General features: G+C 56.7%; 14 protein-coding genes. All 14 read left to right on the plus strand.

Annotated elements, in window-relative coordinates:
* Nucleotides 1–508 precede the first annotated feature (508 nt).
* The 14 genes from flhD to SOM48_RS18730 all read left to right on the plus strand — a co-directional run bounded on the left by flhD (nucleotide 509) and on the right by SOM48_RS18730 (nucleotide 15,399).
* Nucleotides 509–859, plus strand: coding sequence for a flagellar transcriptional regulator FlhD (flhD, locus tag SOM48_RS18665; protein ID WP_023480187.1), 351 nt, complete (start codon nucleotides 509–511; stop codon nucleotides 857–859).
* Nucleotides 860–861: 2 nt separating this feature from the next.
* Nucleotides 862–1,440, plus strand: coding sequence for a flagellar transcriptional regulator FlhC (flhC, locus tag SOM48_RS18670; protein ID WP_042714166.1), 579 nt, complete (start codon nucleotides 862–864; stop codon nucleotides 1,438–1,440).
* Between the two features lie 127 nt (nucleotides 1,441–1,567).
* Nucleotides 1,568–2,455 carry a flagellar motor stator protein MotA gene (gene motA, locus SOM48_RS18675; protein ID WP_076770069.1) on the plus strand — a complete coding sequence of 296 codons (888 nt, stop codon included), beginning with the start codon at nucleotides 1,568–1,570 and terminating at the stop codon, nucleotides 2,453–2,455.
* Entirely contained in the window at nucleotides 2,452–3,411 is a 960-nt protein-coding gene (gene motB, locus SOM48_RS18680; protein ID WP_023480067.1) for a flagellar motor protein MotB, read from the plus strand. The genes motA and motB overlap by 4 nt, the downstream gene beginning before the upstream one ends.
* 4 nt (nucleotides 3,412–3,415) lie before the next feature.
* Entirely contained in the window at nucleotides 3,416–5,455 is a 2,040-nt protein-coding gene (gene cheA / locus SOM48_RS18685; RefSeq protein ID WP_320512746.1) for a chemotaxis protein CheA, read from the plus strand.
* A gap of 22 nt (nucleotides 5,456–5,477) precedes the next feature.
* On the plus strand, nucleotides 5,478–5,981 hold the full coding sequence (gene cheW, locus SOM48_RS18690) for a chemotaxis protein CheW (RefSeq protein WP_023480148.1): 504 nt from the start codon (nucleotides 5,478–5,480) through the stop codon (nucleotides 5,979–5,981).
* 381 nt (nucleotides 5,982–6,362) lie between these two features.
* Complete coding sequence (locus SOM48_RS18695; protein WP_023480132.1) at nucleotides 6,363–6,932, plus strand: Csu type fimbrial protein; 570 nt, start codon at nucleotides 6,363–6,365, stop codon at nucleotides 6,930–6,932.
* 25 nt (nucleotides 6,933–6,957) lie between these two features.
* Entirely contained in the window at nucleotides 6,958–7,497 is a 540-nt protein-coding gene (locus SOM48_RS18700) for a Csu type fimbrial protein (RefSeq protein WP_422653750.1), read from the plus strand.
* A gap of 13 nt (nucleotides 7,498–7,510) precedes the next feature.
* Entirely contained in the window at nucleotides 7,511–8,275 is a 765-nt protein-coding gene (locus tag SOM48_RS18705; protein ID WP_320512748.1) for a fimbrial biogenesis chaperone, read from the plus strand.
* Nucleotides 8,251–10,644 (plus strand): fimbria/pilus outer membrane usher protein, encoded by a 2,394-nt coding sequence (locus SOM48_RS18710; protein WP_320512749.1) that lies wholly within the window; start codon nucleotides 8,251–8,253, stop codon nucleotides 10,642–10,644. Before SOM48_RS18705 ends, SOM48_RS18710 begins: the two co-directional genes overlap by 25 nt.
* Nucleotides 10,644–11,606, plus strand: a complete 963-nt coding sequence (locus tag SOM48_RS18715) for a Csu type fimbrial protein (protein ID WP_054803258.1) — start codon at nucleotides 10,644–10,646, stop codon at nucleotides 11,604–11,606. The genes SOM48_RS18710 and SOM48_RS18715 overlap by 1 nt, the downstream gene beginning before the upstream one ends.
* A 90-nt stretch (nucleotides 11,607–11,696) precedes the next feature.
* Nucleotides 11,697–13,358, plus strand: a complete 1,662-nt coding sequence (tar, locus tag SOM48_RS18720) for a methyl-accepting chemotaxis protein II (RefSeq protein WP_320512750.1) — start codon at nucleotides 11,697–11,699, stop codon at nucleotides 13,356–13,358.
* Nucleotides 13,359–13,483: 125 nt separating this feature from the next.
* Nucleotides 13,484–14,353 (plus strand): protein-glutamate O-methyltransferase CheR, encoded by an 870-nt coding sequence (gene cheR, locus SOM48_RS18725; RefSeq protein WP_023480021.1) that lies wholly within the window; start codon nucleotides 13,484–13,486, stop codon nucleotides 14,351–14,353.
* The gene (locus SOM48_RS18730) at nucleotides 14,350–15,399 is read left to right on the plus strand and encodes a protein-glutamate methylesterase/protein-glutamine glutaminase (protein WP_042712785.1); all 1,050 of its coding nucleotides are present in this window, start codon (nucleotides 14,350–14,352) and stop codon (nucleotides 15,397–15,399) included. Before cheR ends, SOM48_RS18730 begins: the two co-directional genes overlap by 4 nt.
* The last annotated feature ends 12 nt before the right edge of the window (nucleotides 15,400–15,411 follow it).

Below are 15,411 nucleotides of genomic sequence, written 5' to 3' on the forward strand. Positions count from 1 at the left end.
TCTTAAATTGTTGTTTTTTAAGTGATTTTATTTATGTGTCTGCAATAGATACGTTTTGCTGAATCGAGGCATTCCAGCACGTCATACCTCTGACCAGTCGCGGTTTTTAGCCCCTGGTACTGCATCAGTATTCGTACTAGTGGAATAAAAAAGGGTTCAATCGAGTAATAAAACATCAAATCACAAGCGAGACTGATAGATTTCTGATCAATAATCACGTAAATTATGTGACGTGGATCACAAAAATTTCAAATTCCCGCTCTGTTCAGATTGTATGTCTCAGCACCTACGAGTACAGTTGCGTCGAATTAGGAAAAATCTTAGTTCTTTGTAAGAAATGATTAAGAGAGCAGCAAGGCATTAACATCTCAACGAAGCGCCTTGCTTGCGAGATCCTGAGTCAGTTATGCATTTAGCCTTTCTTTTTTATACCGGGTTTTTTCCCGGCGACATCACGGGGTGCGGCTCAGCCGCATAAGATTCAAGTTGGTTATTCTGGATGGGAAAAATGCATACATCCGAGTTGCTGAAACACGTTTACGATATCAATCTGTCATATTTACTCCTTGCTCAGCGTCTGATTAGCCAGGACAAAGCCTCCGCCATGTTCCGTTTAGGGATCAATGAAGAGATGGCAAACACGCTGGGTGAATTAACCCTGCCACAAATGGTGAAGCTGGCTGAAACCAATCAGCTTATTTGTCAGTTCCGTTTTGACAATCATCAGACCATCACTCGTCTGACCCAGGAATCGCGTGTGGATGACTTGCAGCAAGTCCATACCGGAATTTTGCTTTCAACCCGCCTGCTCAACGAATCATCTAAAAACGGCGACGCGGCCAGGAAGAAAAGGGCTTAATTATGAGTGAGAAAAGCATTGTTCAGGAAGCACGCGACATTCAGTTAGCAATGGAACTGATTACGCTGGGTGCGCGTTTACAGATGCTGGAGAGTGAGACGCAGCTTAGCCGCGGTCGTCTTATCAAACTCTATAAAGAGTTGCGTGGTAGCCCGCCGCCGAAAGGCATGCTGCCATTCTCCACCGACTGGTTTATGACCTGGGAACAAAACATCCACGCGTCGATGTTCTGCAACGCCTGGCAGTTTCTGTTAAAAACTGGTCTGTGCAGCGGCGTTGACGCAGTCATTAAAGCTTACCGACTCTACCTCGAACAGTGCCCTCATTCTGATGAAGGCCCGCTTCTGGCGCTGACTCGCGCCTGGACGCTGGTCCGTTTCGTGGAAAGCGGAATGCTGGAGTTGTCGCGCTGTAACTGCTGCAGCGGTAACTTTGTTACCCATGCTCATCAGCCCGTTGGTAGCTTTGCCTGCAGTTTATGCCAGCCGCCGTCTCGCGCGGTAAAAAGACGTAAACTTTCGCCGGAAGCTGCCGATATTATTCCACAACTGCTGGAAGAACAGATCGATCAGGCTGTTTAACCGAATCAGGTGGAATCAAAACTCCAGCAGCGGTGCTTTAATGCCGCTGCTTTTTTTTGCCCGCCGTTCGTGAAAACCCTCCGAAATGTTTCTCTTAAGCCTTAGTCATTAGCAGAAGGATGATGTCGTGCTTATCGTATTAGGTTACCTGATAGTAGTTGGTGCAGTCTTAGGCGGTTATATGATGACCGGCGGTCACCTTGGGGCACTGTATCAACCCTCTGAACTGATTATTATCGGCGGGGCGGGTGTGGGTGCATTCATTGTGGGCAACAACGGCAAAGCCATCAAAGGCACAATGAAAGCGTTGCCGCTGCTGTTTCGCCGCTCTAAGTACACCAAAAGTATGTATATGGACCTGCTGGCGCTGCTCTATCGCCTGATGGCGAAATCACGTCAGCAGGGGATGTTCTCCCTCGAAAGAGATATCGAGAACCCGAAAGAGAGCGAGATTTTCGCCAGCTACCCGCGCATTCTGGCCGACGCCACCATGCTCGAGTTTATTGTCGATTACCTGCGTCTCATCATCAGCGGCAACATGAACACCTTCGAAATCGAAGCGCTGATGGATGAAGAGATCGAGACCCACGAGAGCGAAGCAGAAGTGCCTGCCAACGCCCTCGCTGCGATCGGCGATTCGCTTCCGGCATTCGGTATCGTTGCGGCGGTAATGGGCGTGGTTCACGCACTCGCCTCGGCGGATCGTCCGGCGGCAGAGCTGGGCGCACTGATTGCCCACGCGATGGTGGGGACGTTCCTCGGCATCCTGCTGGCGTACGGCTTTATCTCGCCGCTGGCAAGCGTGCTGCGCCAGAAAAGTGCGGAAACCGCCAAGATGATGCAGTGCGTCAAGATCACGCTGCTGTCGAACCTGAACGGTTATGCACCGCCGATCGCGGTCGAGTTTGGTCGTAAAACGCTTTACTCAAGCGAGCGTCCATCGTTTGTCGAGCTGGATGAGCACGTACGTGCTGTCCGCAACCCTAACCAACAGACGACAACCGAGGACGCATGAAAAATCAGGCCCATCCTATCGTCGTAGTTAAACGTAAAAAACATAAAGGCCATGGTGGCGGCGGTCATGGCTCGTGGAAAATCGCCTATGCCGACTTTATGACGGCGATGATGGCGTTCTTCCTTGTTATGTGGCTGATCTCCATCTCCAGCCCGAAAGAGTTGATTCAGATTGCGGAGTATTTCCGCACGCCGCTGGCAACAGCGGTCACCGGTGGGCCGCGTATTTCGAATAGCGATAGCCCCATTCCGGGCGGTGGCGATGACTACACACAGCAACAAGGCGAAGTGCAAAAACAGCCGAATATTGATGATTTGAAACGACGCATGGAGCAGTCGCGCCTGAGCAAACTGCGCGGCGATCTGGACCAGTTGATCGAAGCGGATCCGAAGCTGCGCGCCCTGCGCCCGCATCTGAAAATCGATCTCGTACAGGAAGGGCTGCGCATCCAGATTATCGACAGCCAGAACCGGCCGATGTTTAAAACCGGCAGCGCGGAAGTCGAGCCTTACATGCGCGATATTTTACGGGCGATTGCCCCGGTGCTTAACGGCATCCCGAATAAAGTGAGTCTTTCCGGTCATACCGATGATGCCCCGTACGCCAACGGCGACAAAGGGTACAGCAACTGGGAGCTCTCAGCCGATCGTGCAAACTCATCGCGCCGCGAGCTGGTTGCCGGTGGGCTGGATGATGGCAAGGTAATGCGTGTTGTCGGCATGGCCGCCACCATGCGCCTGGTCAACCGCGGACCTGATGAAGCCATCAACCGCCGAATAAGTCTCCTGGTGCTCAACAAACAGGCAGAAGCGGCCATTCTGCATGAGAACGCCGAGAGTCAAAGTGCGCCAATAAGCGCCATTACACAGCCTGAGCCCGCAGAGCCGGCAGCCCCCGCGCCAGCCCCTGCGTCTCCGGTAGCAGTTCCCACATCGCCACAAGCCAATCCGAGGTGATAGCGTGAGCATGGATATTAGTGATTTTTACCAGACATTCTTTGATGAGGCCGACGAACTGTTGGCCGATATGGAACAACATTTATTGGACCTGGTGCCGGAAGCACCCGATTCAGAACAGCTCAACGCCATCTTCCGCGCCGCTCACTCTATTAAGGGTGGTGCGGGAACGTTTGGCTTTACCATTCTGCAGGAAACCACGCACCTGATGGAGAACCTGCTGGATGAGGCACGGCGTGGCGAAATGCAGCTTAACACCGACATTATCAACCTGTTTTTGGAAACCAAAGATATTATGCAAGAACAGCTCGACGCCTATAAAAGCTCGCAAGAGCCGGATGCTGCCAGCTTCGAATATATCTGCAACGCTCTGCGTCAGCTGGCGCTGGAAGCGAAAGGCGAAGCCGCTCCGGCTGCCGGCAGCGCGAAGCTCTCTGTTGTTGAAAGCACCGCGCAGGCTGTCGACGCTGCCCCGGCTGCGGCGAACGACGGCAAATTGCGCGTCGTGCTGTCGCGCCTGAAAGAGAGCGAAGTTGCCCTGCTGGAAGAGGAGCTGGGCAACCTCGGTACGCTGAGCGATGTGGTCAAAGGCAGTAATAGCCTCAGCGCCACCATCGATGGCGGTCTCGGTGAAGATGACATTATTGCGGTGCTCTGCTTTGTTATCGAAGCAGATCAAATTGCTTTTGAGAAAGCCGCTGCGCCAGCCGCCGTTGAAGCCGTCGCCGACGCTGCGCCAGAAGAAGAAACCGAAGCCGCGGTTCCTGCCGTGCAGGCAGCTGCTGCACCGGTACTGAAAGCGGTAGCTAAAGAGCCGCAGCCTGCTGGTCGAGAAAAACCGGCGCGCGCCGCCAGTGAGTCCACCAGTATCCGCGTAGCGGTTGAGAAGGTTGACCAGCTGATTAACCTGGTCGGCGAACTGGTGATCACCCAGTCAATGCTGGCCCAGCGCTCCAACGAGCTGGATCCGGTGACCCATGGCGATCTGATCACCAGCATGAGCCAGCTGCAGCGCAACGCCCGCGATCTGCAGGAATCGGTAATGTCGATTCGTATGATGCCGATGGAGTATGTCTTCAGCCGCTTCCCGCGTCTGGTTCGCGACCTGGCGACCAAGCTGGATAAACAGGTAGAACTGACCCTGCAGGGTAGCTCGACCGAACTCGATAAGAGCCTGATCGAACGTATTATCGATCCGTTAACGCACCTGGTGCGTAACAGCCTCGACCACGGTATCGAAACGCCGGAAAAACGCGTTGAAGCGGGCAAATCGCCGATTGGTAACCTGATCCTCTCCGCAGAGCATCAGGGCGGCAACATCTGCATCGAAGTGACCGATGATGGTGCCGGCCTTAACCGTGACCGTATCCTTGCCAAAGCGCTTTCTCAGGGCATGGCCGTGAGCGAAAGCATGACCGATGAAGAAGTTGGCATGCTGATCTTTGCTCCGGGCTTCTCTACCGCAGAGCAGGTGACGGACGTCTCCGGCCGCGGCGTGGGCATGGACGTGGTGAAACGTAACATCCAGGAGATGGGCGGCCACGTTGAGATCAAATCGAAGCAGGGCACCGGTACCACTATCCGTATCCTGCTGCCGCTGACGCTGGCGATCCTCGACGGCATGTCAGTGAAAGTGAATAACGAAGTCTTTATCCTGCCGCTCAACGCCGTTATGGAGTCGTTGCAGCCGCGCGAAGAAGATCTGCATCCGCTGGCGGGCGGCGAGCGCGTACTGGAAGTACGTGGCGAATACCTGCCGCTGGTTGAGTTGTGGAAAGTGTTTGACGTGGCTGGGGCAAAAACCGAAGCCACGCAGGGAATTGTTGTCATTCTGCAGAGCGCAGGTCGTCGCTATGCGCTGCTGGTCGATCAGCTGATTGGTCAGCACCAGGTGGTGGTGAAAAACCTGGAGAGCAACTATCGCAAAGTGCCGGGGATTTCTGCCGCCACCATCCTTGGTGATGGTAGCGTCGCGCTGATTGTGGACGTCTCAGCGCTGCAGGGATTGAATCGTGAACATCGTATGGCGCACACAGCCGCCTGATTTAGTTAAGAAGGTATAAAACATGACCGGTATGAGTAATGTAGCAAAACTGGCGGGCGAGCCATCAGGTCAGGAGTTCCTGGTCTTCACTTTGGGCGATGAAGAGTACGGCATCGATATTCTCAAAGTGCAGGAAATTCGTGGCTATGATCAGGTTACCCGCATCGCCAACACCCCTGATTTCATCAAGGGCGTCACCAACCTGCGCGGCGTGATCGTGCCCATCGTCGACCTGCGCGTGAAGTTCAGCCAGGGCGAAGTGGAATATAACGAAAACACCGTGGTGATCGTGCTGAATCTTGGTCAGCGTGTGGTCGGTATCGTGGTTGACGGCGTTTCCGACGTACTGTCACTCGCCTCTGACCAGATCCGCCCGGCACCGGAATTCGCCGTGACCCTGTCGACTGAATACCTGACCGGCCTCGGCGCGCTGGGCGACCGTATGCTGATCCTGGTAAACATCGAAAAACTGCTCAACAGCGACGAAATGGCGCTGCTGGACATCGCGGCAACCCACGTCGCGTAACGCATCAGGCGGGTGAAGCCCTTCACCCGCCCGTTTTTCCCTCTGCCTTTCCCGCTTCAGTTACCCTTAAGTGACTATTCAACCTCCCTAACTGCATGATTTTGCGGTGATATCATATATGGTGATATTTATCACAAATTCAGACATATATTTGTTACATTTTCAGTGCTTTCACCCCGGTTTCGCCATTAACCCTCTGATGCAATTCATTAAAAATGCTTACCTGTCCGTTACATTTTATCGCCCGGATAAAGTGGTTGGTTTTCAGCGCCTCATCTAAATTTCAGTTAAACCTCTTTTTTCGACTGATTTTATTGACTCTTTTCCGGCCGTCCCATTGATTGGGCAATGCGGCGCGCGCGGGAACGCTGGAGATGACATATGAACAGAAAACTTCTTTGTGTACTGGCTGGCGGCGCGTTAATGGTGGCCGGACAAAGTGCCTGGGCGGTCACCAGTAGCGGGACGATTGGCGCAACCCTGACCCTCACGAATGGGTGTCTGATTAACGGCTCGCCGAGCCAGAACGGTATCAACTTCGGTACCCTCGATTTTGGTACCCACCCGGCAACCTTCTCCCAGCTCACTACGCAGCTGACCGGCGCCAACGGCGGCAACAGCTTCACGGTGCAGTGCACCACCACCGACTACACCGTGCAGGTTACAGGCAACACCAACTCCACCGCGCCGGGTAACGTCGTCGGTACACCGGGCACACCGGCCCGTTATCTGGTCAATACTGCCGACACCACGCGTGGCGTGGCATACAGCCTCTACAGCGATAGCGGCTTCAGTAACGTTATCGCCAACAACACCAATATTCCTCGCGCCTCAACTTCCGGCGGCGTTGATAACTACACCCTTTATGGCCGTATCACCGGCGGCGGCAACAGCGTCACCGTGGTGCCGGGCACCTACACTGACGTGATTAACGTGAGCGTCACGTACTAGTCCTCCGCCAATGAAAAGGGAGAGCGTGCGCGCCGTCCGGCAGGGTGGCCGGACAGTGCTGCGCGCATTATCAGGAGGAGTGGTGCTGGGCATGCTGGCGCAACCGGCTGCACTGGCGGTCACGACGCAAACCTTTACCGTCGGCGCAACGATTACGCCTGGTTGCGCCGTGGTCACCGGCAGCGGCGCGGCGCTCGGCACGCTCAATTTTGGCACCCGCTCGGGCGTGGAAAAGGGGCAGGTGACCAGCGCCTTTGTCCCCAATGCCTCCCTTTCACTCGGTTGCACGCCCGGCGTGGCGCTCAGCATGAGTATCAGCGGCGGCAACTACTATTCGACGGTGCGCAATATGCAGCGCAGCGGCGGCGTAGAACGGGTTCCGTACCGCCTCTACACCAGCAGCACGCTGGCACCCAATACGGAAATCGGCGTCAACCAGCCGGTTCCGGTCACCATCACCGATAGCAATAATATTTTGCTCGCCATCTTTGGCGCAGCGCAGCTCACCGGCTTCAGCCCGGCGGGAACCTACAGCGATCAACTCACCGTGACGTTGTCATGGTGATAAGGGAGAGGGAATGAATGTCAACCTGGGCCGCCGCGCGGCAGGATGTATGCTGGCGGGGGCGTTGACCCTTGCAGCGGGAAACGCGCAGGCAGCGGCCACCATTCTGATCTGGCCGATCGATCCCTGGCTGGATGCAACCACCAACGCCACCGAGTTGTGGATCCAGAATCAGGGCGAAACCCCAACCACTATGCAGGTGCGTATTGTCCGCTGGACGCAAGATGGCGGGCTTGAGCGTTACCAGCAGCAGGGCGATGTGGTTGCCAGCCCACCGATTGTGCAGATAGCACCCGAAAGCAAGCAACTGATTCGCCTGATTAAGCAGGCAGCGATCCCGGCCGGCAAAGAGCAGGCTTACCGCATCATTGTCGATGAGATCCCGCAGCCGGACGATCCGAACAAACCGAAGATTGGCCTCAAGCTCCAGATGCGCTACTCGATCCCGCTGTTTGTCTATGGGCAGGGCGTTAAAACGGAAGCCGAAGGGGCGCACCACGCCTTTGTACAACCGGCAAAATTACATTGGCGCGTGGTGCGTGAAGACGGCCAGGCGCAACTGGAAGTGCGCAATGATGATGATATCCACGTGCGGCTGAGCAAAGTGCGCGTGCGCCAGGGTGGGCAGATGCGGCTGGTCGCCGACGGGCTGTTAGGGTATGTGTTGCCGCACAGTGCCCGGCGCTGGCCTCTGCCTGCCGGGGTGAGCAATCCATCGGCGCTGGAGGCATCGATTAACGCACGGGATGAGCAATGGCAGTCGTCAGCAGGAAACTGATTATTGCAGCCGCAATAATGTTACCCGGCGCAGCCGCCTGGGGGCAGCCGGGAGATGATGGTTTACCGCCGCCGCCGGATGCGCAGAGCATCAACCAGCAGGCGGAGTTTCACCTCGCGCTGGTGATCAACTATTACGATACCCGGCAGGTGGTGCCGGTGACGCGGCGGCTCAACGATTTTTTTCTTAAGCGTGCCGATCTGCTCCACGCCGGGCTGCCGCCGGATCATCTACCCGAGGGCGAGGTCAATGTTTCTGCGCTGCCCAACGTGCGCGTGGAGTATGACAGCGCCGGGCAGCGCCTGCTGCTGTTTGTTCCGCAGGCGTGGGTTCCGGCACGCTATACCTCCTTCAATGAGGGCGGTCGGCGCAGCGAGCCAAAATATGGCCGCGGCGCGGTGTTCAACTACGACCTCTATACCAGCACCACCGAACACATTGGCAGCCAGGCCGCGTTATGGAATGAGTTTCGCTTCTTTAGCGGAAATGCGGTCTTCTCCTCCACCGGCGCGCTGCGCCAGACGCTCAGCGGTTCGCTGCGTCAGCGGGAGGGCTACATGCGCTATGACACTTCGCTGATGTTTAATAACGAAGAGGATGCCACGCAGTGGGAAGTGGGGGATGTGATCTCGGAAGCCCTCAGCTGGAGCAGCAGCGTGCGCGTCGGCGGTATTCGTTACGGCCGCGACTTCACATTACGCCCCGATCTCGTCACCTGGCCGCTGCCCTCTTTCTCCGGCGAAGCAGCGGTGCCCACCTCGGTTGACCTGTTTATTAACGGCTATCGCGCCGGTAACCGGCAGCTACAGCCGGGGCCGTTTACCCTGACCAACATGCCCTATATCAACGGCGCGGGCGATGCGGTACTGGTCACTACCGATGCCCTCGGGCGGCGCGTCAGCACCACGCTGCCGTTTTATGTCGCCAGCGAGCTGTTAAAGCCGGGGCTGAGCGATGGGGCGATCACCATCGGTTCGTTACGGCGCAACTACGGGATTGAAAATTTTGATTACGGCCCGCTGGTGGGCAGCGGCTCATACCGTTATGGCGTCACGGACTGGTTAACGCTGGAGGGGCACGCCGAAGGAGCGCAATCGCTGACGCTCGGCGGCGCAGGCGCGGTGGTCCGGCTGGGCCGCCTCGGCGTGGTGAACGGCGCCTGGACCGAGAGCCGGATGTTCGGCGATGCGGGCAACCAGCTCAACTGGGGTTATCAATACAACACCAGCCTGTTTAGCATCAACACTCAGCACAGCCGCCGCAACCGCGAGTTTGGCAACCTGGCGCTCTACGATCAGCGCGCCAGCTACGACGATATGCGCCAGAACGGGCGCTGGCCCATCGCCAGCTACAGCCGCAATACCGACCAGTACTCGCTCTCTTTCAATATGGGCGACTTTGGCAACATTGGTGCGGCGTGGATCGGTGTGCGCAGTTTCGACAATCAAAAAACCGAGCTGCTGAACCTCTCCTGGAGCCGCAATCTGTGGGGCTCCAGCAGCATGAACCTTGCCGCCAGCCGCGATAACCAGCGGGGCGACTGGACCTTTGGCCTCTCGGTGCAGATCCCGATTGGCGAGCGTGACAGCGCCGCCTTCAGTATGGAGAGAACCCCGGATGCTGGTTCGACGCAGCGCGTGAACTACAGCCATGCAATGCCCACCGACGGCGGCCTGAGCTGGAATATGTCGCTGGCGCACCAGTCGCAGGCGCGAAGCTACCAGCAGGGCACGCTGGGCTGGCGCAATAACAATGTCGAATTGCAGGGCGGTGGCTATGGCGAACGCGGCAAGATGACCTGGTGGGGGGAAACGATTGGTGCCGTCGTGCTGATGGATGGTCAGCTGTTTGCCGCTAACCGCATCAACGATGCCTTCGCGGTGATCAGCACCGGCGGCAATGCTGGCGTACCGGTCAATTATGAAAACCAGCCGGTGGGCGTAACGGATAAGAATGGCTACCTGCTGGTGAGCGGCGTGTCGGCCTACTATCCGGCGAGTTACAGCATTAACACCCTGAACCTGCCTGCCGATACCCAGCTTAAGAATACGGAGCGCAAAGTCGCGCTACGCCGCCAGAGCGGTTACCTGATTGAGTTCCCGATGGTGCAGGAGCGCGTCGCCAGCGTCATCCTCCATGATGAGCAGGGGCTGGCAATCCCGGTTGGCAGCCAGGTGGAGCGCCGCGGTAAAGCGCCTGCGGTGGTGGGGTATGACGGTATCGCCTGGCTGGAGAATCTTGAAAACATCAACCCGCTCATTGTCCGCCTGCCGGAAGGGGGAGAGTGTAAAACCGAGTTCACTCTTAGCGCCAACCCCGAACATAAATTGCAGACCTACGGGCCGCTTACCTGTCAGAGGAATCCATAATGCGTCGGCTACTTTTCCTGTTTCTGCTGCTCTGTGCGGCCCCGGCCTGGTCGGCCTGTACAGTCAGCACCGTTAATGCCGCGTTCGGCACCGTCACCTCCTTTGTCCTTAATGCCGGGGCGCAAACCACCACCGGCAGATTAGTGGTGCGCTGTGATGCGGTACTCAACCTGCTGACCAACGACTCCATCACCTTAACGCTGACGGGAGCAACGGTGACGGCAACCAACCGGGCAGCAATGAAGCGCAGTGATAACGCCGCTATCACCGATACCATTCCGGTGCGGCTCTGCGGCCAGGCCAACTGCGCCAACAACAGTGAAATAAACATTGGTGGCAACAGCTACACCTGGAGCGGTGCGGCGCTGCTTGAATTGCTCGGCTCGCGCACCTATACCTTACCGCTCTACTTTATGACGGTGCCGGGGCAAAATGTCAGCGCCGGGCCTTACCAGGTGACGCTTAACTTTAGTGTCGCCTACGATGTCTGTTCCAACGGCGTGCTTGGCATCTGTTTCTCTTCGCAGAAAGGCACGGCGATCACCAGCCTGCTATTAACCGGCACCATCACCAATGATTGCACCACCATCAGCGCGCCGAATGTTAACTTTGGCAGCGCGCCGCTGGTGCGAAATTTCCCCACTGTTTCGCAATCTGTCTCCATTACTTGCACTAAAGGGAGCAGTTACACTGTCGGCATTAATAACGGTCTCTACGCCAACGGCAGCGTGCGTAATATGGCGAGCGGCACCAATCGTCTCAGTTATGAGATTTACAAAGCCGGCACCACCAGCCGCTGGGGCAGTATCGGGGCGGAGCGCTGGGCCAGCAGTGCCTCTTCGCAGATGAGTGCCGATGGCCTGCTGCGCACCTATAACTACACCGCACGGGTGCTGACAACGCAGACGACGCCGCCTGGCGGAACCTACAGCGATACCTTGACGGTGGATATTGTGTTTTAAGCGCAAATTTATTTCCTTTTCGCAAATGTAAAGTTCCCAGGCCGGATGCCGATAACACCGTTAATAACTCATCAATAAGGTGTTTGTTGCATGTTGAACCGTATCCGCGTCGTTACTCTGCTTATGAGTGTGCTGGTGGTCTTTGCCCTGCTTCAGCTCGTCTCTGGCGGACTCTTTTTTTCGTCGCTTAAGCAGAACCAGCAAAGTTTTGCGGTCTCCAACGATCTGCGTATGCAACAAACAGAACTGGGCAAAGCCTGGGAGCTGATGCTGCAAACGCGTATCAACCTGAGCCGCTCCTCCGCGCGCATGTTGCTCGACCCGAACAACCAGCAGAGCAGTGCCAAAACCGATCTGCTTAACAGCGCGAAAGCATCGCTGGCCGATGCTGCCAAACATTACGACGCCTTCCGCCAACTGCCGACCATGCCGGAGATGGATAGTGCGCGCCAGGCCCTTGATGAGAAATACCAGACTTACCACGCCGCCCTGAGCGAGCTGGTGCAGTTCCTCGAAAGCGGCAATATGAACAGCTTCCTCGCGCAGCCGACCCAGGGGATGCAAAACGCCCTCGGCGCGGCGATGAGCAACTATGCCACCCTGAGCGACAGCCTCTACCGCAATGCCTGGGAGCAGAGCGTCAGCGACTACACCTTCGCCAAATGGCAGATGGCGATCCTCGCCCTGGCGCTGGTGATTGTGCTGGCCGGCGTCTGGTATGGCATCCGCCGTATTCTGCTCTCGCCGCTCTCCTCGGTGATTGCCCATATCCGTGAAATCGCAGGCGGTAATCTTGCCCATACGCTGCGCATTGATGGCCGCAGCGAAATGACCGAGCTGGCGCAGAGCGTTGACCATATGCAGACCGCGCTGATCGACACCGTGACTAACGTGCGTCAGGGGTCGGATGCGATCTACTCCGGCACCAGCGAAATCGCCGCCGGGAATAACGATCTCTCCTCGCGTACCGAAGAGCAGGCCTCTGCGCTGGAGCAAACCGCTGCCAGCATGGAAGAGCTGACCGCAACGGTGAAACAGAACGCCGAAAACGCCCGTCAGGCTTCGCTGCTGGCGCAGAGCGCCTCTGAAACCGCCGAGCGCGGCGGCAAAGTGGTCGATGGCGTGGTGAAAACCATGCATGAGATCGCCAACAGTTCGCAGAAAATTGCCGACATTATTAGCGTTATCGACGGCATTGCGTTCCAGACCAACATCCTCGCCCTTAACGCGGCGGTGGAGGCAGCGCGTGCCGGTGAGCAGGGTCGCGGCTTTGCGGTAGTGGCTGGCGAAGTGCGCAATCTGGCGAGCCGAAGTGCGAACGCTGCCAAAGAGATTAAATCTTTAATTGAAGATTCTGTCTCCCGTGTCGATACCGGTTCTGTACTGGTTGGAAGTGCAGGGGAGACGATGCTCGATATCGTCAACGCGGTAACGCGCGTCAACGACATCATGGGCGAGATTGCTTCCGCCTCTGATGAGCAGAGCCGCGGTATCGATCAGGTGGCGCTGGCTGTCTCCGAGATGGACCGCGTCACCCAGCAGAACGCCTCGCTGGTGCAGCAGTCCGCTGCCGCGGCGGCGGCGCTGGAGGAGCAGGCAAGCCGACTGACGCAAGCCGTTTCCGCCTTCCGCCTGACCGCGACAGTGGGTAAAGCGCAGGCCGCACGGCAACCGGCGATGAGCGCGACGCTTACTCCGGCACGCAGTCGGGCGGTTGCCGCCGGGAAAGAAGAGAACTGGGAAACGTTTTAAGCAGGGTTGCAACGCCGGGTGGTCACGACCGGTATCAGAATAAAGATGAAAAATATGTCACACCACAAAAGTGGCACCGCCAAAAGCCGTGCTCGTTGCATCCTGAACTGAGTTGAGAAGGCGCTATGACAACATCTATCCCTAACGGGCAAACGTCATCAATATTGCAGCAGATGACCCAGCGCCTGGCGCTCTCCGATGCGCATTTCCGTCGGATATGCCAATTAATTTACCAGCGCGCCGGGATCGTTCTTGCCGATCATAAACGCGACATGGTCTACAACCGCCTCGTTCGCCGCTTGCGCACGCTGGGGTTAGATGATTTTGGCCGCTATCTGAGCATGCTGGAAGCGAACCAGAACAGCGCCGAGTGGCAAGCGTTTATCAACTCGCTGACCACCAACCTCACGGCATTTTTCCGCGAAGCGCACCACTTTCCGGTGCTGGCTGAGCATGCGCGTAAGCGCACAGGGGAGTATCGCATCTGGAGCGCGGCGGCCTCAACCGGGGAAGAGCCCTACTCGCTGGCGATCACTCTCGCCGATGCGCTGGGCATGGCGCCTGGCCGCTTCAAAGTCTTTGCCAGCGATATCGATACCGAAGTGCTGGAGAAAGCACGCAGTGGCATCTACCGGCTTGATGAGTTGAAAACGCTCTCGCCGCAGCAGATGCAGCGCTACTTTATGCGTGGTACCGGGCCGCACGCGGGCTTGGTGCGCGTACGCCAGGAGCTGGCGAACTATGTTGAGTTCACCACCCTCAACCTGCTGGATAAGCAGTACAACGTTCCGGGACCGTTTGACGCGATCTTCTGCCGTAACGTGATGATTTATTTTGATAAAACGACGCAACAGGACATTCTGCATCGTTTCGCTCCGCTGCTTAAACCGGACGGATTACTGTTTGCCGGGCATTCGGAGAATTTCAGCAACCTCGTGCGCGAGTTTAGCCTGCGTGGGCAAACAGTTTATGCGCTGAGTAAGGATAAAGCATGAGTAAAATCAGGGTGTTGTCCGTCGATGATTCCGCATTGATGCGGCAAATCATGACCGAAATTATCAATAGCCACAGCGATATGGAGATGGTGGCAACCGCGCCGGATCCGTTAGTGGCGAGGGATTTGATTAAGAAATTCAATCCGGATGTCTTAACCCTGGACGTGGAAATGCCGCGCATGGATGGGCTGGATTTTCTTGAAAAACTGATGCGTCTGCGTCCGATGCCGGTGGTGATGGTCTCCTCACTGACCGGTAAAGGCTCAGAAGTGACGCTGCGCGCGCTGGAACTGGGAGCGATTGATTTCGTTACCAAACCGCAAATCGGCATTCGCGAAGGCATGCTGGCCTACAGCGAAATGATCGCTGAGAAAGTACGCACCGCATCGCGCGCCCGTATCGCGGCGCACAAACCGATGCCAGCACCGGTAACGTTAAAAGCCGGTCCGCTGCTTAGCTCGGAAAAATTGTTGGTGATTGGCGCGTCAACGGGCGGAACAGAGGCAATTCGCCATGTACTCCAGCCATTGCCGCTCTCAAGTCCCGGTATTCTGATTACGCAGCACATGCCGCCGGGCTTTACCCGCTCGTTTGCTGAACGCCTGAATAAGCTCTGTCAGATCAGCGTGAAAGAGGCAGAAGACGGCGAACGTGTATTACCAGGGCACGCGTACATTGCGCCTGGTGATAAGCATATGGAGCTGGCCCGTAGCGGTGCCAACTACCAGATTAAAATTCACGATGGCCCGCCGGTAAACCGGCACCGGCCATCGGTTGATGTGTTGTTTCATTCGGTGGCGAAACATGCGGGGCGCAACGCCGTGGGAGTTATTCTCACAGGCATGGGCAACGATGGTGCCGCCGGGATGTTAGCGATGCACCAGGCGGGCGCCTGGACCATTGCACAGAACGAAGCAAGTTGTGTGGTGTTCGGCATGCCGCGTGAGGCCATCAATATGGGTGGCGTCAGCGAAGTGGTCGATCTTAGCCAGGTAAGCCAGCAGATGCTGGCGAAAATCAGTGCCGGACAGGCAATACGTATTTAACGAGGAGTGAAG

Source organism: Kosakonia sp. CFBP8986 (assembly GCF_034044935.1).
Classification (GTDB): Bacteria; Pseudomonadota; Gammaproteobacteria; order Enterobacterales; family Enterobacteriaceae; genus Kosakonia; species Kosakonia cowanii.